The following is a 19,012-nucleotide window of genomic DNA, read 5'->3' on the forward strand; positions in this document are numbered from 1 at the left end:
AGAACGGAGCCATTTACGCGCCTTCGTCCGTACGAAGGGCTGTGGGAAACAGCCGGCGAATTTGGGCGGCGCCGCTGATGGGCCTCGCGATGCTACCTTTCTGCTACTTCGCTTGCCGCTGGCGCATTTCGGCGGCCATCTTGCGCTGATTGGCTTGGAGCTGTTTGAACTTGGCGGGCCCCAGCACCACACGCAGCTCGTTCTGGGAAGCAGTATTGACCCGCTTTAGCTCGGCCAGTAGGGGCGCGGATTGGGGCGGGTATTTTTCCTTGGCCGCGTTGGCCTGCTCCACGGTGCCACTGAGAATGGCGCGAACCTTGCTGGTTTGGTCGGGTGTCAGGCTAAGGTCGGTGGCCATTACGTCGGCCAGGTCGCGCGCGGCAGCGGCGGGGGTGGGCGAATCGGCCGAGCGCACCGTTTCCACCACGGGGGCTTTGGCAGGCCGGTCGCGGCGGGCGCAGCTCGTGAAGGAAAGCGTGAAAACCAGGGCGGCCAGCGGCCAGCAGCGAGGCGAAAAGGGCATCATGATTGATTAAGTAGCTGAAAAAGCCATTTACGCAAAGTCCCGGCTCAGCGGCGGAATACGGTGAGGATGGGCAGGCCTGCCACCCGGATTTCGTGCACCACCGTGCCGTACGAGGCATCGTAGGGCGCCGGGTGAAAGCGGTAGGTCCCCAGGAAATAATCGGCCCGCGCGTGCGACACGAAACGTAGCCGGGCCCGGTCGGCGGCGGGCAGCAATTGGGCGTTGTTGCCGAGCAGGTCCTTGTGGGGAAACGTGTCGCTGATGGCTACGGTGGCGCGCCGGTCGTGCGCCAGCACCCAGGCCAGGCCGTCGCGGCCCGCCACGCCCCAGTAGTCCCGCTCAAACAGCCGGGCCGCCACCGGGCCGGGCAAAAAGCTGAAGTAGGCGTATTGGTAAGGGTGGTCCGCCACCAGCCGCACCGCCGTGTGCGCCCCGCCCAGCCCCAGGGCCACCCCAGCCGCCAGCCGCCACCGCCGGCCGGCCGAGGCCACGGGGGCAGCGTGCCAGGCTCGCACGATGGCCCGCAGGCCCCGCACCGCCAGCAGCACGAAGGCCGGGTAGATAAAGTAGACGTGGCGCCAGCCGTCGTACACCACCGAACCAATGGCTACCACCAGCACGAGGGGCCCGAGCAGCCAGGCTCCGAACAGCAGGTCGCGCCGGTTGGCTACCCGGCGTAGCCAAGCCGCCGGCTGGGCCATTAAGCCCCGCACGACGGTGGTTACGCCGGCCCCAAACAGCACCGTGTAAGCCACGGGCGTGGTCACCAACAGCCACACCGACAAGTAGTGCCAGGGCAGTCGCTGGCACGAAACCAGCTGGCCCAGGTAAAACACGTTCATCGTTTGGCGGAAGCGGCGGAAGCTACCGAAGCACGCCCAGAACCGGGCCGCCGGCGCTTCCCACAAATAAGGCCAAAACAGCACCACCAGCGGCGCCAGCGCAACCAGGTACCACGCCAGCGCCCGCGCAAAGGGTGCCCGCCGCGCCGGCCTCATCCGCATCTCCAAGGCGCCAAAAGCCACGGTGAGCGCCGGCAGCAGGATGCCCATGGTGCGCACGTCGATGGCCAAAGCGCAAGCCAGGGCGTGCAGCAGCGCCCGTCCCGCCGTGGGCCGGCGCAGCAGGCGGGTGAGCGTGAGCATGCCCACGGCAAACAGGTTGAGAAAAGCTAGGTCCTTGGTGTTGTGAAAAGCATCGGCAAAAATGCGGGGCGACAGCACCAGCACCGCCGCGCTCACCAGCCCCCAGCGCCAGCTGGCAAACTGCGTGCGCCCCAGCCGGTACACCGCCCACGCGCCCAGCACAAAAGTGCCAAAGCACAGCAGGTGCCGCATCCAGTAAGCCCCGCGCGGGTCGTGGCGGAAAAAGAGGATTTCCAGCACGGCCAGCGGCATCTGGAAGGCCACGCCGTGGTCGGCGTTTACGTCCGTGAGCAGGTCGGGAACGCCGGTGAAGTGGCCGGCTGCGAGGAGGCTCGGGGCCAGGCGCTGGGCCAGGTAGCGCAAGCTGGTGTAGCCGGTGAGGCGGTCGGTGGGCTCGTCCCAGCCCATGCCGTAGTCGCGAAACAGCAGCAAGCCAAGCAGCAGCAAGCCGCCAAAGAACAACGCAGCAGCTGTCCGCCGCAAGTTTAGCTCGTTAAATTTCAGCATGAAGCGGCCGGTGATGCGCTCAAAGTTAGCGGGGGCCGCCAGGCTTGCCGAGGCGTCAGGCGGGCCCCGCGAACCGGTGCGCCGGTTTCTTACGCGCGCGGCCTCGCCCCGTTCGGCTCACCAATTGCTCAGTGAGCCAGCATGTTCTGCGCCGTGTAGTGGGCCAGCGCCATGATGGTGAGCATGGGATTGACGCCGCTGCACGCCGGAAAAGCCGAGCCGTCGGCCACGAAAAGGTTTTGCACCTCCACCGTTTCGCCGTTGGGCCTGAGGGGGTGGGTGGTGGCGTCGCCGCCCATCCGGCAGGTGCTCATCTGGTGGGCGCTGTAGAGGCCGAACTGGTTCGGTTTCCAGCTCAGGTGGGGCAGCTTGTCGAGCACGTCCGGGTTGAGCAAGGCCCCGAACTGGGCGCGCAGGGTGGGCAAGGTGTTGTGGGGCAGGTACACGGTGTCGGCGCCCGCGGCCACGTGGATTTGCGCGGCGGCGCGCACGCCCTCCAGCATGTTGGCCCGGTCAAAGTCCGACAGGGTATAGTCAATCAGCGCAGTGCCGTGCTTATCGAGGCTCACGCGGCCGCCGTCGCGGTCGCGGGTGAGGACGATGAATGAGCCGAGGTGGTCGGCGTCGCGCAGCAGCTCGTGGTGCTGGCGGCCCGAAAGCCAGGGCAGCACCATGCTCAGCAGGCCGGGGTGGGTGGGGGGCGTTTCGAGCTTGGCGCCGAAGTTGGTGCCGTGCAGCATGGTGTAGTTGTCATTCACCACGCTCATGCTGGGGCCGTGCCAGGAGTTCATGGCGTGCGGGTAGCGGCCGGCCACCACCACCGTGGGGTGCAGGTGCAGGTGGTGGCCCAGGTGCGGGTGCTTCAGGCCGGAGCGCAGCAGCAGCGCGGGCGTCTGCACGGCCCCGCCGGCCACCACCACCCGCCGGGCCCGCACGCTGACGCGCACCGGGCGGCCGTCGGCAGTGGTGTGCACGGCCTCGGCGCCGGTGGCGCGGCCGGCGGCCACGGTCACGCGGCCCACCTTGGTGTCGGCCAGAATGCGGGCGCCGTGCTCGAAGGCGGTTTGCAGGTACGTGTTCAGGGTGCCTTGCTTGATGCCGTGGGCATCGCCGAGCGAGGTGTAGCCCAGCGCCCGGAAGTGGGCCTCGGAATTGGTGAGGCCCTTTTCGTTGCGCGGAATGAGCTTCACTTCCTGGCCCAGCTTGGTCGAGCCGTCCCACAGAGCCTGGTTCTGGCCGTTGTGGCGGGCGTAGTTGGTGTTCACGCCAATGGTGCGGGCCACGGCGTTGATGCTTTCCTTGAATGCCAGCGTGGTGAACTGGGGCGCGTCGTGCTCCCGGGCCCACTCCTGCAGCACGTAGTCGGGCGTGCGGAAGGCCCCGGCCCAGTTCACGGTGGTGCCCCCGCCGAGGCAGGAACCCGCCAGAATGCCGATGCTGCCGTCCTGGGTCGCCAGCGCCCCTTTGGCGTCGTAGAGCTTGCCGAGCATGTCCACTTCGCGCTGCGTAAAGTCGCAGCCGTGGCAGTACGGGCCTTTTTCGAGCACGAGCACGTCGTGCCCGGCTTGGGCCAGCTCGCCGGCCACCACGCCGCCGCCCGCCCCGCTGCCAATAACCAGCACGTCGCACTCGTACATCGTGTCCTGGGTCGGGCGCAGCAGTTTGATGGGCTTGGGGGTGTCCACGGGCCGCTCGTCGGGGCCGGGGTAGCGGAGGTGGCCCCAGGCGGCGGGCAGCGCCGGCATGCTGCCGCCGTAGTAAAGCAGCGTGCACAGCTTGCGCAGCGCCTGAAAGCCCTTGCGCAGCTGCGGCACGTTGGAGGCGGCCCAGCTTTGGAGCAGCAGCTCGCGCTGCGCCGGGTCCAGCTTGCGGAACGGTTTCAACGGCCCAAACCAGGTGAGGCCCAGCAGCGGCTTTTCCAGCAGGTCCAGCAGCTTGCCAAATTCGGCCTGCGCGCCCAGCGGCTGCTCCCGGATGGCCTCCTGCAGCTTCTCCAGATTCAGCCCCGCCGACCCGGCGGGGCTGCCATCGGAGAGGGCGGGAATGAATGCATCGGCCAAAGCGTGCAGTACGGCGGAGCGGTCGGGGGTAAGCGCGAACATGAAACGATTGCGGAAATTTTGAGGGCTAAAAGGTAGGGATATTTCCGCAAAGTAGTAGGCGTGCCGAGTAGTTTGAGTCGCCTGAACGCAAGCAAGTCACACCCGCAAGGGTTTCTTGGGGGTTACCGGTTCTTTTGTCACCGGTTGGCTCCGGCGCGCAGTTCAAGCCCCGGGCGTAATGAAGCTTTGGCGCTTCGGGCCCGGGATGCCAGCCCAAGCCAAGCAGCTTTCCAGGTCCCCGCGGATGCTATTCGGGCATCAACATTCAAAACTAAATATTTATATTACTTTCAAAGCCTTGTTAGTTAGTTGATTGGAATATAGCTAGGGCTGCCCATTGCTTTGTTTCACGCATCGTTCGCGAAATTGGTGAGCCAATGTGCTTAGGCAGCACCAGCGGAGGAACGCGAAAAAGGTTAATTTCAAAAGCATTAATTATTAATTAATAAATATAATATTTTTTTGTAAGTATTTAACCAGCTGATTGTGAGTGAATAGAAGGTTGTTAACTACGTTTATTTCAATGTAATAGTAAATTTATTATATGCAATTGTCAAAAATTGGCTTACATTAGTTGCTTAGTTCGCCCAATTCAGCGTCTTTTCGTTCGCCCACCTCAGAACGAAGCCGCTACGAGCCGAGCGGTACCACGGCCCACTTACCCCGCGCTTTCCATGCCTTCTCCCGTACCCATTTGCCGACTCCTGCTGCTGCTGTGCGGACTGCTTGCCGGGAGCTGCGTATCGCAGCGCTCGCTGCCGTACCTGCAAGGCGCCGGCTACTCGCAAACCCGGCCGGTGGAAGAGGTCAACGCGCGGGCTGTTTACCGCATCCAGGTCAACGACGTGCTCGCGATTCGGGTGCAAAGCAGCCAGCCCGAATTTAATGAGCTGTTCAACGCGACCGATAACCGGGCGCTGTTGTCGGGCGACCCCAGCATCCTGTATCTGACGGGCTATTCGGTGAACGAGGGCGGCCAGATTTCCCTGCCGACGGTGGGTTCGGTGCCGGTAGCCGGCCTCACCGTGGACCAGGTGCAGGCCTTGGTGCAACAGCGGGTGGCGCGCTTTGCCAGCGGAGCCAATGTGGTGGTGAAGCTCATCAGCTTCAAGCTCACGGTGCTGGGCGAGGTGCGCAATCCGGGGCGCTACTTCGTGTACAACGGGCAGGCCAACGTGCTGGAAGCCCTGGGGCTGGCCGGCGACCTCAACGAGTTTGGCAACCGGCAAAACGTCAAGCTGGTGCGCCAGACCGCCAAAGGATCGGAAGTGGTGCTGCTGGACCTGACCGACCCGGCGCTGCTGCGCTCGCCTTATTTCTACCTGCTGCCCAACGACGCCCTGTACGTGGAGCCGCTGAAAGCCCGCACCAGCCGCGGCAATGCCAACAACCTCGGCATCGTGTTCGCGGGCCTGTCGACCCTGGTGCTGCTGCTGGGCTACATCCGCCTCAACTAACGCCGAATATCCCGTTTCCGTCTCGCTTAACGCTATCTGGGCATGAATCCGCAACCCGCTACCCCGCCGCTCGACGAAATTGACTTGCACGCGCTGTTCTTCCGGCTCCGGCACCGCTGGCCGCTGTTTGCGGGCGGGCTGGTGCTGGCCGGGCTGCTGGCCTATCTGTACCTGGCCGTGACGGCCCCGGTGTACGACTTCCGGGCCACCATGCTGCTGGGCGACCAGGCCACGGGCTCGCGGCGGGCGCAGGAGCTGCTCCAGGCGCTGGAAGTGCGCGACAAGGGCACCAAGATGGAGGACGAAATCGGCCTCATCACCTCGACCGGTATGGTGCACGAAGCGGTGAGCCGCCTGCCCTACGCGGTGTCGTACTTCGCGGTGGCCGACTCCTGGCTCAACCGGCTGCGGCCGCTGCAGGTGCGGGAGCAGCCGGCCGGCGCGGTGCCGTTTCGGGTGGCGCCCAACCGGGCCGTGCCGCAGCTCACGGGCGTGCGCGTGTACGTGACGCCGGCCGGGCCCGGCCGCTACCGGGTGCAGGCCACCGCCCCGCGGGGGCAGTTGACCCGGCTGCGCACCAGCGAGCTGGTGCGCGAGGTGGAAGACGTGCGCCTCGACGAAACCGTGGCCGCCGGCGACACGCTGCGCACGCCGCTGCTCAGGCTGGTGCTGACCCCGGAGCCGGGCGTAAATTTTGAGTCGGCGGGCGCCCGGTACTGCTTCGTGCTCAACAGCTTGGACGAAGCGGTGGGCCACTACGCCGGGGCGCTGGTGGTGCGGCCCATCGACCACGAGTCGCGCATTGTGGAGCTGCGCGCCAAGAGCTCGGTGCCGGCCCAGGCCACCATGTTTCTGGACACCCTGATGGCCGTGTACGCCGCGGCCGACCTGCGCGAGAAAAACCTGAGGGGCCAGAAAACGGTCGCCTTCCTGGACGAGAAAATCGCCAAGCTGGCCGACACCCGCCGGCAGGCCGCCGGGGCCCTGGCCACGTTTCGGTCGGCGCGGGGCGTGGTGGACGTGGGGGCGCAGTCGTCGGCGGGCATTCAGCAGCTGAGCACTCTCGAAGCGGCCCAGGCTCGGGCCCTGACCAGCCGCAAGTACTACCAGAACATGCTCGCCTACTTGCGGGCCAACCAGGGGCTCGACAACCTGGTGTCGCCCAGCAGCGTGGGCGTGGAAAACCCCGTGCTGGATAACTACATTCTGCAGCTGCAGCAAATGAACACCAAGCGGGCCGAGCTGGGCGTGAACGCCAGCGCCATCAACCCGGCGGTGAAGAAGCTGGACGAAACCATTCGCGCCACCGAGCAGTCGCTGGTGCAGTTGCTGGTGAACATGAGCCAGGCCGCCGACATTGGCCTGCGCGACGTGAACGCCCAGCTGGCCCAGGTGCGCGGGCAAATGAGCCGGATGCCGGAAAACGAGCGGCAGCTGGCCGCGCTGCAGAGCGCCAATAATTTCAGCGAGAAAAATTACACCTTCCTGGAAGAAAAGCGCAACGAGGCGGCCATTGCCCTGGCAACCAACGCCTCGGACAAGAACGTGGTGGACCGCGCCCAGCAGCTGGGCGCGGGGCCGGCGGCGCCCAAGCCCTTGCTGGTGGCCCTGCTCGCCCTGTTGGGCGGATTGGGCCTGCCGGCCGGTTTGGCGCTGCTGCTCGACCGCACGAACCGCCGCTTTCAGCGGCCGGAAGACCTGGCGCTGGTCACCGGCATTCCGTTGCTCGGCATCGTGGCCCACGGCACCAAAGAAGACGCCGGGCAGCTGCTGACCCACCCGAAGGGAATTATTGCCGAGTCGTTTCGCTCGGTGCGCATCAACCTGCAGTACCTCGCGGGCGGGGGCGACAAGAAGGTGATTGGCATTACGTCTTCGGTGCCGGGCGAGGGCAAGTCGTTCTGCGCCGTGAACCTGGCGGCGGAACTGGCCATGAGCGACCACCGGGTGCTGCTGCTGGAGTGCGACTTGCGCCGCCCGTCGTTGAGTAGCTACTTCGGCGACCCGACCGGGCCCGGCCTGGCGGCGTACCTGGCGGGGCAAGCCGACCTGGGCGAAGTGCGGCACGCCAGTGGGGTCGACAACCTGGACCTGATATGCTGCGGGCCCGTGCCGGAAAACCCCACCGTGCTGCTGGAAAGCCGCGCCATGACCGGGCTGCTGGAGCAACTGCGCGCCGACTACGACTACGTGGTCATCGACACGCCGCCCATGGGTTACGTGGCCGAATTCTTCGTGCTGATGCGCTACTTCGACGCCAGCATCTACATCGTGCGTCAAAACTACACGGACAAGGACGTGCTCCGCCAGATTGACGAGCTGCACCGCACGCGCAAAGTGAGCAACGTGTACACGGTGCTCAACGACGTGCATTTTGCCAAAACCTACGGGTACACTCACAAGGCCAACGCCTACGCTTACGGCCAGTAAGCCGGGCCGGGGGCTTCGTTTTTGCTGATTTTGTTATGACCACCAGCCCGCACTCTTCCGCTTTGGGCGCCACGGCCCTGCGCGGCATTAAATGGACCACGGCGGCGGCCGTCGTCACGGCGGTGCTGCAGGTGGGCTACACGGCCGTGATGGCGCGGCTGCTCGACCCGGCCGCGTTCGGGCTGGTGGCGCTGGCGGGCGTGGTGCTGCGCTTCGGCGGGTACTTTGCCGAAATGGGCCTGGGCCACGCCCTGGTGCAGCGGCCTCAGCTCAGCACCAATGATTTGCGGGCCACGTTCACGGGTTCGCTGCTGCTGGGCGGGGCGGTGGCGGGGCTGTTCTGGGGGCTGGCGCCGCTCTCGCGGCTGGTGCTCGACAACCCGGCGGTGGTGCCGCTGGTGCGGGTGCTGGCCCTGGGCTTCGTGGTGGCGTCGCTAGGGCTCACGGCCACGAGCGTGCTGCGCCGCGACATGCGCTTTGAAGTGCTGGCCAAGCTCGACGTGACGGCCTACGTGCTGGCCTACGGCGGGGTGGGCCTGGGCTGCGCCGCGGCCGGGCTGGGGGTGTGGAGCCTGGTGGCGGCCAGCCTGGCCCAGCAGCTGCTCACCAGTGTGGGGGCCTACGTGGTGGTGCGGCACCCGGTGCGGCTGCTCTTCGGCTGGCGGCACTACGCGGCCCTGGTGGGCTACGGCAGCCGGGTGTCGCTCATCAGCTTCCTGGAATTTCTCAACGGCAACCTCGACACCCTGCTCATCGGGCGGCTGCTGGGGCCGGTGGCGCTGGGCCTCTACAACCGGGCCTTCATGCTGCTCTACCTGCCGATGTATTTCCTAACCAATAGCGTGGCCAAAGTGGCTTTCCCGGCCTTCAGCCAGGTGCAGCAGGACGTGCCCCGCCTGCGCGGCCTCTACCTGCGCAGCAGCACGCTGGTGGCCACGCTGGTGCTGCCGCTGTGCGCGGGCGTGGCCGTGGCGGCCCCCGAAATGGTGCGGGTGCTGCTGGGGCCCAAGTGGGACGCTTCGGCGCCGGTGCTGCAAATGCTGTGCGTGGCCATCCCGCTGAGTCTGACCACCATGTTCGCGGGCATCGTGGCCGATGCCCGGGCCAATCTGCGCCGTAAAGTCGTGCTCAACGTGCAGTTCATTGGGCTGCTGGTGGGCCTGTTCTGGCTGCTGCGGGGCTACGGCGTGGTGGGCGTGGCCGGGGCCATTGGCATCGGGGAGGTGGTGCGCACGCTGCTCTACATGCGCATCACGCACCAGGATTTGGCCGTCCGCTATTCGGCCTTGTTTGCCCTCTACCTGCCGGGGCTGCGCAATGCCCTGGTGGTGGGCGCCGGCATCCTGCTCGCGTCGGCCGGGCTGCGGGGGCTGGGCTGGCCGGTGCTGCTGGTGTTTGGGCTGCAAATGCTGACCGGCGCCCTGGCCCTGGGGGCGCTGCTGCTGCGCTGGCCCCCGCCCGAACTGCGCCCCGTGCTGCACCGGGCCCTGCTGCGGCTGGAAAACACCCCGCTCAGCACCCCCTGGAGCCGTTCCGGCCTGCGCCGCTACGCCGACTGGCTGTCGCCCGCGCCGGCCGCCCGCCCCGAAACCGATTTTGCCACCTCCGCGCCCGTGCCCGCCACGGCCCTGTCATGAACATCCTGCTCGTGTCGATGATGGTGCCCGAGGCGCCGAGCGGCGTGCGCGTCCACTACCAGCGCCTGGCGGCCGGGCTGCGCGGCCTGGGCCATACGGTGACGGTGCTCACGCCGGCCAGCGTGAGCCGGGGGCAGTCGCGCCGCTGGGGCGCCCTGCGCCGGGTGCTGGACCTGGCCGGGCCGCTGGGCCGGCACCTGGGGGCCGAACTGCACGGCTGTGCCAACATCTACAGCGCACTCGACCGCCGCGCCGTCTACGACGTGGTGAATGCCCAGGACGCCACCACCGGCTGGCTCTTGCGCCGGCTCTTGGGCCCCGCCGTGCCGGTGGTGGTGACCGGCCACTTCAACGACCACCCCGGCCGGGAAGTGGTTCGGCAACTGGGCCTGCGCGGCCGGGCCGCCCGCGTGGTGGTGCGCTGGCACGAATTTTTCCTGGCCCGCACCGCGCACTTCGTGAGCGTGTCCGGCTACGTGCAAGGGCGCGTGGCGCCCTTGCTGCCGGCCCACGCCCGGCACGCGGTGGTGCACCACGGGCTGGACCTGGCGCAATTTGCCGCCGTGGCTCCCGACGTGGCGCTGCGGGCGCGGGCCGCCGGCCGCCCCGTGCTGCTGAACATCGGCCACTTGGAGGGGCGCAAAAACCAGCGGTTCCTGCTGGCGGTGGCGGCGGAGCTGCGGGCGCTGGGCACCGATTTTCTGCTGGGACTGGTGGGCACCGGCCCCGACGAGGCGCTGCTGCGCGCGCGCATTGCCACGGCCGGGCTGCAGGACTGCGTCTGGCTGGCGGGGCACCGGGCCGACGTGGCGGCCCTGTTGCGGGCCAGCACCGTTTACGTGCACGCCGCCACCAACGAAAGCTTTGGCCTGGTGCTGCTCGAAGCCATGGCCTGCGCGGTGCCGGTGCTGGCGCTCGGGGTGGGGGCGGTGCCCGAAGTGCTGGCCCACGACCCCGCCGCCCTGATTGCCCCGGACGCCCCGCCCGCCGCCGTGGCCCGCCGCTTGCACGAGTTGCTGGCCGACCCCGCCGCCCAAACGCGGCTGCAGTTGCGCCAGCGCGCCCACGCCGCCGCCCGGTTCGACCTGCCCGCCATGCTGGCCGGCACGGTGGCCGCCTACGAAAGCGCGCGCCGCGCCGCCACGCCCACCCCCGCGCCGCCGGCCCGGGCCATCCTCGCCGCCCCATGAAAATTTCCTTCCGCCCCCTCAAGCTGGTGCTGCCGCTGCTGCTGGTTTTTTTCCTGGACCAGGCGTTCTGGGAATTTTTCTTCGACGTGGACAACGCTTCCGTTCTGAAGCCATACGAATGGGGCGTACTGGGCGCGGGCGTCGGCGCCGCGCTCTGGTACGGGCGGCGGCTGGAGCCGGCCGTGGGCCGCGGGCTGCTGCTGACGGGGGCCGCCCTGCTGGGGCTGCTGCTGGAATCCTACGCCACGCACGGCACCTGGCTGGTGTACATGCACGTGTTTTCCAAGGTGCTGGTGTTGTTTTTAATTTACGGCATCTGCGGCTGTTACCGCCAGCAGGGCCTGCCGCCGCTGGGCCTGCTGGTGGGGGTGCTCTTCGGGGCTTTGCTGCTCAACCTGGCCGCGGTGCACCCCGAAGCACTGAGCCTGCGGGCGTTTCTGGACCACGAGCGGGGCTTTGCGGCCAGCTCGGCCCTGCTGTTGGTGCTGCCCGCCTTGCTGTGCCTGAACTGGTACCTGGAGCGGGGCCGCCTGCTGGCGCTGGGCGTGTTTTTCGTCGCGTTGGGCCTTATCGTTTTTCTGCAGCACCGCTCCGTGTGGCTGGCCATGCTGGTGGGCCTGTTGGTGAACCTGGGGGTGGTGGCGCGGCGCGTGCCCAGCGCCCGCCTCTCGCTGCACCGCGTGGCCCTGCTGGTGCTGTTGCCCGTGGCCGTGGGCGCGGTGGGCGGGCTGGCCACGGTGCTGGGCAACCCCGACGTCATCAAGAAATTTGAAACCAGCATCAACGACATCGTCAAGCCCGATAAGCGGGGTACGGGCAACTGGCGCCTCCGCCAACAGGAAGCCTACCGCCCCCTGGTGGCCGAGCGCCCGCTGCTGGGCTGGCGCCTGAAGGGGTTTGAGGTGCCGATGCAGTTCTACGACCCCACTTCGGACCAGCCCATGTGGGCCGACGGCACCGGGCACCACTTCCACAGCTTCTACATGGACCGCCTGTTTTACTTCGGATGGGCGGGCCTGCTGCTGGTGGTGGTCCTGCCCATCGCGCAAATAATCCGGCGGCTGGGGCACCCCGCGCCGCTCACGGCCGAAGCCGCCGCCCTGGTGGGACTGTTCTCGGGCTGCCTGGTCTACGGCCTTTCCTACGACTGGCCCATCTACCTCTACGCCTTGGTGGGCCTGCTGCTGGCGGCCATTACCCGCCCCGCCCCGCCGGCGGAGGCCCCGCTAGTGGTGCCCCGACCCGAACCAGAATCCGAACCCGTTTTTGCGAACTAACCGCTTGCTGGCATGCGACCCCTGAACATATTGTGGCTCACGGCCCACCCGCACCCCAAAGAAAACCAGGCCGGCACGCCCTGGATTATCAGCCTGATTGGCCAACTGGCCCGCCGGCCCGCCGACCTGACCCTCACCGTGCTGGGCACCGGCACCGACATGGCCGCGCCGGTTGAGCACTTCGACGCCGACGGCGTGCACTACGTGTACCTGGACGTGCCCGGGCGGCGCGAGGACATCCGCACGCTTTACCGCCGCCGCGTGGCCCTGCTCGCCGCGTACGTGCGCCAGCATTACCGCGACTACGACCTGATTCACGTGCACGGCTCGGAGGTGCAACTGCACGTGGCCACGGCGGGGCTCCCGGTGCCGGTGCTGCTTTCGGTGCAGGGCATCGTGTGGGAATACCTGAAGGTGCTGCCCGTGGCCGACCCCGTGCGCCGCTTCCTGTGGTTGCTGGCCAGCTACTACGAACTGCGCTACCTGCCCAAGGTGCGCGACGTGTCGTGCCGCACCACCTGGGACACGGCCCTGAGCCGCCGGCTAAGCCCCGGCTGCCACGTGCACCTCAACTGGGAGATGATTCGGCCCCAGTTTTTCGCGCTGAACGCCGTGGCCGCCCCCGCCCCGGAGCCCGGCCGGCCCCACCTGCTGTTTCTGGGCGGCACGCAGGTGATGAAGGGCTACCGCGAAACGCTGGAGGCCTTCCACCTCATCCGGCAGCAGATTCCAGCCAAGCTCACCATCGTGGGCCAGACCGAGCCCGCGCGCATCCGGCGCTGCATCCGGCGGCGGCGGCTCACGGCCATCGGCCCCGACGACCTCGAATTTCGGGGCATGCAAAGCATTGACGAGCTGCAGGTGCTGCTGCAAGAGTCGTTCTGCCTGCTGCACCCATCTTACATCGATAACAGCCCCAACACCGTGTGCGAGGCCCAGGTGGCCGGCCTGCCGGTGGTCGTGACCCTGGTGGGCGGCGTCGGCTCGCTGGTGGAGCACGAGCGCACCGGCTTGGCGGCCCGCCTCGACCCCGCCGACATTGCCGCCCAGGTGCTGCGCCTGCACCGCGACGAGCCCCTGCGCCAGCGCCTTGGCCGCGAAGCCCTGCGCGTGGCCCGCGCCCGCCACGACCCGGCCACCATCACCCAGCGCACCCTCGACATTTACCGCACCATGCTGGCGCGCGAAAAGCCGGCGGCCTTCGCCGAAACCGCCGCGCCTACCCTCCCGGCCGCGGTGCCGCAGCCGCTATGAGCCGGGCCCTGCCGCCGCCGCTGGCTGCCCCGGTGCTGCTGCTCATCTTCAACCGCCCCGACCCCACGCGGGCCGTGCTGGCGGCCATTCGCCGGGCCAGGCCCCGGCGGCTGTACGTGGCGGCCGACGGCCCCCGGCCCGGCCACCCCACCGACGCCGCCGCCTGCGCCGCCGCCCGCGCCGTGGTGCTGGAAGGCATCGACTGGCCCTGCGACGTGGTGACGCAGCTGCGGGCGCACAACCTGAACTGCGGGGTGGGCCCGGCCACGGCCATCAACTGGTTTTTTGCGCACGAGGAAGCCGGCATCATTCTCGAAGACGACTGCGTGCCTGACCTGAGCTTCTTCGGCTATTGTCAGGAGCTGCTTGAACGCTACGCCCACGATACCCGCGTGATGCACATCGGGGGCAATAATTTCAGCCGCGAAGCCCGCCAGCCGCAGCCGGCGGGGGCCGAATCCTACCATTTTTCTACCCAAGTAAATAGCTGGGGCTGGGCCACTTGGCGCCGGGCCTGGCAGTATTTCGATTTTGATTTAACCGATTTTGACCGTCTGTGGGAACGAGGGCTGTTGGCCGGCCGCTACAGCTCGGCGCTGGAAAACCGCTACCGCCTGGCCAAGATTGCCGGGGTGCAGCGCCTGCCGCCGCCGGCCCACGTGTGGGACTACCAGTGGCATTTTGCCATCGCGGCGCACTCGGGGCTGTGCACCGTGCCGGCCGTGAATCTGGTGGGCAACGTGGGCTTCGGAGCCGGCGGTACCCACACCCTGGACGCCACCGACGAGCTGGCCAACGTGCCCACCGCGGCCCTGTCGTTGCCCTTGCGCCACCCGGCTTTTGTGCTGGCCGACCGGCCCCGCGACCAGCAGCGGTTCCGCGAGTTCTTGTGGGGCCGGGTCACGGCCAAAGTGCGCCGGCTGCTGGCCCGGCTGCGGCCCGCCGCGCCAGTCGCTAAGCCGGACGCAGTTCGTGAGCCTGCTTTTCCCGTGCCCACCGCCGCGTCGTGAATATGCTAGCTGCTGCCCGCGACTCCGCTGTCGCATTCACCATCAGTCTCCCGTTGTATGAAGTTAAAAGTTGAGAGTTAAAAGTTAAAATTATGTCTGCCTGAATTTTAACTTTTAACTTTTAACTCCGTTTTTCAAAACCGCCCGCGCCATGCTTTACATCGTGATTCCCGTGTTCAACCGGCTGGCGTTTACGCGCGACTGCCTGCTGTCGCTGCGCCGGCAAACGACGGACGCTTTTCGTACCGTTGTGGTCGACGATGGCTCGACCGACGGCACGGCCGAAGCGCTGGCCCGCGAATTTCCCGAAGTGCTGGTGGAAACGGGCGACGGCACCCTGTTCTGGACGGCCGGCGTAAACCTGGGCATCCGCCGGGCCCTGGCCGCCGGGGCCACTCGCGTGATGACGCTCAACAACGACCTGGTGGCCGAGCCCGACTTCGTGGCTCAGATGCTGGCTGCCGCTGCCCGCCACCCCACCGCCGTGCTCGGGGCCCTGGAGCTGGACCTGGCCACCGGCGCGCCCGTGTACGGCGGCGAGCGGCTCGACTGGCTCCTGCATCGCCGCCACGACCTGCTGCGCGAGCTGCCCGAAGCCGCCCGCCACGGCCTGCACCCGGTCACGTACCTGCCGGGCCGGGGCCTGCTCATCCCGCGGGCCGTGTTCGAGCGCATTGGGCTGTTCGACGAAAAGCGCCTGCCTCATTATCTGGCCGATTTTGACTTCACCAGCGTGGCCCGGCGCCACGGCTTCCCGGTGTACTGCAACTACGAGGCCCGCCTGCGTACCTACCCCGACGAAAGCGGCCAGGAGCAAACCCGCCGCCAGCGCAGCCTGCGCGGCTACTACCAGCATCTGTTTGGCATCCGGGGCGGCGGCAATCTGCGCAACTTCACGCATTTTGCCCTCAAAAACTGCCCCCGGCCCTACGTACCCCTGTTCCTGCTCAACGGCTACACCCGCCGGCTGCTGGGCTACTTCCTGCACTAGCTCCCGCCCTGGCCGGCGGTTGCGCACCGCTTGGCCTGCCTGATAACCTGCGCTTTGCTGCCGACTTATGACCGCCGCTGCTTCCTTGCTCCCCGCCGCCCCGGCCCCCGCCCCCGCCCCCCGCCCCGCCCCGCGGGTCCGCAAGGTGCTGCACATCCTGCACGCCATCCGCTACAGCGGGGCCGAAATCATGCTGCGCATTGCCGCGCCGGAATTCCAGCGGCAGGGCCTGGATCTGCACATCCTGACCGACTCGCCCCCGGCCGAAAACGACTACGCCGCCACGTTGGAGGCCGTCGGCTACACCGTGCACTACCTCCCGTGGGCCAACGACTCGCGGCCCGACGTGGGGGCCGTGCGGCGGTTTATGCGCCGGCACCGCTTCGATGTGGTGCACAACCACACCGAGCAAAGCTTCCTCTGGTACGGGCTGGCGGCCCGGCAGGCGGGCGTGCCGCGCTGCGTGCACACCGTGCACAACAGTTTTGAGTACCGGGGGCTGTTGCGCGTCAAGCGGGCGGCCTACCGCTTGCTGGCCCGCCGGCTGCTGGGCGGGCGCTTCATCGCCATTGGTCCGTCGGTGCAGGAGATTGAGCGGCGCGTGAATTTCAACCCGACCACGCTGGTGCCCAACTGGGTTGATTCGGAGCATTTCGTGCCGGCCCGCTCCGCCGCCGAGCGCGAGGACTGCCGCCGTGCCTTGGGGCTGCGCCCTGAGCAGCTCGTGCTGGTTTCGGTGGGCAGTTGCATCGAAAGTAAAAACCACCACGACATTTTTATGGCGCTCGGCCAGCTCGCTGCCGAGCTGGCCGAGCGCGTGGTGTACCTGCACGTCGGCGATGGGCACCTGCACCACGCCGAGCAGGAATACGCCCAATCCCTAAATTTGCGGGCGGAGGTGCGCTTTCTGGGGCAGCTGCTGGACGTGCGACCGGTGCTGCTGGCCAGCGACTTGTTCGTGATGACGTCGCGCTTTGAGGGCCTCGGCATGTCCTTGCTCGAAGCTCAGAGCTGCGCAATTCCGGCCGTGGTGTATGATGCCACCGGCTTGCGCGACTTGGTGCAGGACCACCGCACGGGCCGCTTGCTGCCTCCCACGCCCGGCCATTTGGCCGCGGCCATCACCGAGCTGGCGGCCAACCCCGCCGAGCGGGTCCGGCTCGGCCAAGCTGGCCATCGGCAAGCCCGGGAGCAGTACAGCCTGGCCGGTTCGCTACAGCGGCTGCTGGCGCTCTACGAAGCCAGCTAAAATGCGGCCTCGTAGGCCGTTGCCAGGCGCCGCGAACGTGCGGACAACATTTTTTTTGGGTCAAGCTCAAGCGGACAAAAAAGCCGGTAGCGCTTACTTACGCCTGATTTTGGGCGCGCATCCTTGGTCTGCTTCACTGTAAAATACAATATCGCTTAAGAAATTATTTGCCCGTTAGGATTATCTCTTGTACATTTGCCTAAGAGAGCGGGATTCATTTTTATAATTTTTTAAAGTTTTAAAGTATGAAGAGCAGTTGGGGCACGCCTTACGATTGGGCAAAAAGGGCCGCATAGGGCGGTACACGGACCCATTCGGGCGAAGGTAGCGAGGAGAGTAGTAAACATATGTTTTTTGATATATCATAGCAGGCTTGGCCTAGCTATGCTCAAAAAATTGGTTTGCAGCTGACTGAAGCAGATTTCGGGGTTGGGAATTTCGCTGGCAGTGATGCCGAGGGCATGTGCGAAGGTGGATTTGGGAAATGGTCGGGGGCGGCGTTGATTTTGGGCTCCAAGCAGAGCAAATAGCATTTTCCTTCTTATCAGTGCATTGTCAATAATTGCACTTTGACTGATTTTCAGAAAAGACCTTTTTCATCAATTACTGAATAATGCAAATTTTGAATAAATTAAAAATTGCATCTGTCCCGCCGCGCTTGCAGGCCGGGCGGGTGCCCCTGCTGGGGAAGGGCCTGCTGGCCCTGGCGCTGTGCGGAACGGGCCGGGCGCAGGCGCAGGCCCCCAATCTGGCCTACTCGGCGCCCATCACCATCAGCAAGGGAGGTACCTACACGGGCAACTACCGCAGCAACGATTCGTCGACGCCCGCCATCACCATTGCGACCACGGAACCGGTTGTGCTGCAGAATTGCACCCTGGTGGGACCCGATGTTTTGATTTACGCGCCTTCCCAAAACACCGACCTGACGGTGCGGGAGTGCAGCGGCTACGGCACCACCCCCACGGTCGACAACAAAGAGCGCGGCGCGTTTCTCTACATGCTCAAGGGCAAAAACCTGGTGATGGAGCACAATTACCTGGAGCGCAACCGGGGCGTGGTGCTGGACCGCTGGATGGGCAACGGCGCCAGCAACCAGACGGTGCGGATTCGCTACAACCGCGTGCTGAACCTGATTGGCAGCTACCGCAACAACCCGCAGCAGGGCTTCTCAAACTTTGTCATTCTGAACACGATTCCGGGCGTTGCCAACATCGATATTTCCTGGAACCAGGTTATCAACCAGCCCAACCAGAGCAAAGTAGAGGACAACATCAATTTCTCGGACTCGGGGGGAACCCCCGCCAGCCCGGCCCGGGTGCACGACAACTACGTGCAGGGTGCTTACCCCATCCCGGCCACCAGCCCCAATTTCAGCGGTACGGGCTTTACCACCGACGGGCACGGGTACACGCTCGCCGTTTCGACGGGTTTCCTGGAAGTTGATAACAACCAGTTCGTGAGCACCTGCAACGGGGCCATCAACATTGCGGCCGGCCACGACGTGAACGTGCACCACAACCGGGTGGTGACCAGCGGCTACCTGAGCACCGGCGAAAAGCTGGACAAAGTATACTGCGGCATCAACCCGTCCAACTTCTGGAAGAGCCCAACCTTCGGCGCCAACATTCGCATCGCTGACAACACGGTGGGCTACGCCAACTGGTACACCAACCAGCCCTTCGCCAACCGTTTTGACATCGACGGCACTTTTGCCACCACGGTTTCCGGCAACATCAGCCTGCCCAACCCCCTCACGGTTCAAACGGAGCAAAACGAATGGACCATCTGGCAGCAGAAACTGAAGCAAAATAACATCACCCCCGGGCCCACCGGAAGCACCGCGCCGGCCCCGACGCCCGCGCCGACTCCAACTCCGGCGCCGGCCCCAGTTCCGGCCCCGACGCCGGCCCCGGCCCCGGTTCCAACCCCAACTCCGACGCCGGCTCCGGGTGGTCCGAGCGATTTTTACCGGGCCATCGACCTGAACGGCAACGCCTCGACAATCGACGGGCAGGCCTGGGAGGGCCGCACCGCGGGCAACTACTCAGTTAACGGAACGAGCGTCACCGGCGCGGGCCAGGTGCTGGTGCCGGGCACGGACGCGGGGCGGGCGGCGATGCTCACCTCGGCCCAGTACGACAACGCGCTGGACTTCCGGCTGACGAACGTGCCCAACGGGGCGTACCAGGTGTACGCCTACGTGTGGGAGGACAACAACCCGGAAACGTTCAGCG

Annotated in this window: 13 protein-coding genes; 10 read left to right on the forward strand and 3 right to left on the reverse strand. The window is 66.4% G+C overall.

Annotated elements, in window-relative coordinates; genetic code table 11:
* Positions 1-103: 103 nt before the first annotated feature.
* The 3 genes from RMO51_RS05665 to RMO51_RS05675 all read right to left on the reverse strand — a co-directional run bounded on the left by RMO51_RS05665 (position 104) and on the right by RMO51_RS05675 (position 4,280).
* Positions 104-526 (reverse strand): hypothetical protein, encoded by a 423-nt coding sequence (locus RMO51_RS05665; RefSeq protein ID WP_310392809.1) that lies wholly within the window; start codon positions 524-526, stop codon positions 104-106.
* A 44-nt stretch (positions 527-570) separates the two neighbouring features.
* A complete protein-coding gene (locus tag RMO51_RS05670) occupies positions 571-2,178 on the reverse strand; it encodes a hypothetical protein (RefSeq protein ID WP_310392812.1) in 1,608 nt (535 codons plus the stop codon).
* 128 nt (positions 2,179-2,306) lie between these two features.
* Positions 2,307-4,280, reverse strand: a complete 1,974-nt coding sequence (locus RMO51_RS05675; RefSeq protein ID WP_310392813.1) for an FAD-dependent oxidoreductase — start codon at positions 4,278-4,280, stop codon at positions 2,307-2,309.
* Between the two features lie 674 nt (positions 4,281-4,954).
* Between RMO51_RS05675 and RMO51_RS05680 the strand changes: the two genes are divergently transcribed.
* The 10 genes from RMO51_RS05680 to RMO51_RS05725 all read left to right on the forward strand — a co-directional run.
* On the forward strand, positions 4,955-5,737 hold the full coding sequence (locus RMO51_RS05680) for a polysaccharide biosynthesis/export family protein (protein WP_310392815.1): 783 nt from the start codon (positions 4,955-4,957) through the stop codon (positions 5,735-5,737).
* 42 nt (positions 5,738-5,779) lie between these two features.
* Positions 5,780-8,167 carry a polysaccharide biosynthesis tyrosine autokinase gene (locus RMO51_RS05685; RefSeq protein ID WP_310392817.1) on the forward strand — a complete coding sequence of 796 codons (2,388 nt, stop codon included), beginning with the start codon at positions 5,780-5,782 and terminating at the stop codon, positions 8,165-8,167.
* Positions 8,168-8,202: 35 nt separating this feature from the next.
* A complete protein-coding gene (locus tag RMO51_RS05690) occupies positions 8,203-9,804 on the forward strand; it encodes a lipopolysaccharide biosynthesis protein (protein ID WP_310392818.1) in 1,602 nt (533 codons plus the stop codon).
* Positions 9,801-10,994 (forward strand): glycosyltransferase family 4 protein, encoded by a 1,194-nt coding sequence (locus RMO51_RS05695; protein ID WP_310392820.1) that lies wholly within the window; start codon positions 9,801-9,803, stop codon positions 10,992-10,994. The genes RMO51_RS05690 and RMO51_RS05695 overlap by 4 nt, the downstream gene beginning before the upstream one ends.
* Complete coding sequence (locus RMO51_RS05700; RefSeq protein WP_310392822.1) at positions 10,991-12,271, forward strand: O-antigen ligase family protein; 1,281 nt, start codon at positions 10,991-10,993, stop codon at positions 12,269-12,271. The genes RMO51_RS05695 and RMO51_RS05700 overlap by 4 nt, the downstream gene beginning before the upstream one ends.
* A 12-nt stretch (positions 12,272-12,283) precedes the next feature.
* Positions 12,284-13,525 carry a glycosyltransferase gene (locus RMO51_RS05705; protein ID WP_310392824.1) on the forward strand — a complete coding sequence of 414 codons (1,242 nt, stop codon included), beginning with the start codon at positions 12,284-12,286 and terminating at the stop codon, positions 13,523-13,525.
* On the forward strand, positions 13,522-14,535 hold the full coding sequence (locus RMO51_RS05710) for a nucleotide-diphospho-sugar transferase (protein WP_310392825.1): 1,014 nt from the start codon (positions 13,522-13,524) through the stop codon (positions 14,533-14,535). The genes RMO51_RS05705 and RMO51_RS05710 overlap by 4 nt, the downstream gene beginning before the upstream one ends.
* Before the next feature lie 151 nt (positions 14,536-14,686).
* Entirely contained in the window at positions 14,687-15,526 is an 840-nt protein-coding gene (locus tag RMO51_RS05715; RefSeq protein ID WP_310392827.1) for a glycosyltransferase family 2 protein, read from the forward strand.
* 67 nt (positions 15,527-15,593) lie between these two features.
* Positions 15,594-16,775, forward strand: a complete 1,182-nt coding sequence (locus RMO51_RS05720; protein WP_310392829.1) for a glycosyltransferase family 4 protein — start codon at positions 15,594-15,596, stop codon at positions 16,773-16,775.
* Positions 16,776-17,388: 613 nt separating this feature from the next.
* A partial coding sequence (locus RMO51_RS05725; protein ID WP_310392831.1) for a hypothetical protein occupies positions 17,389-19,012 on the forward strand: 1,624 nt, incomplete at its 3' end.

The organism is Hymenobacter sp. (assembly GCF_031398885.1).
Taxonomy (GTDB): Bacteria; Bacteroidota; Bacteroidia; order Cytophagales; family Hymenobacteraceae; genus Hymenobacter.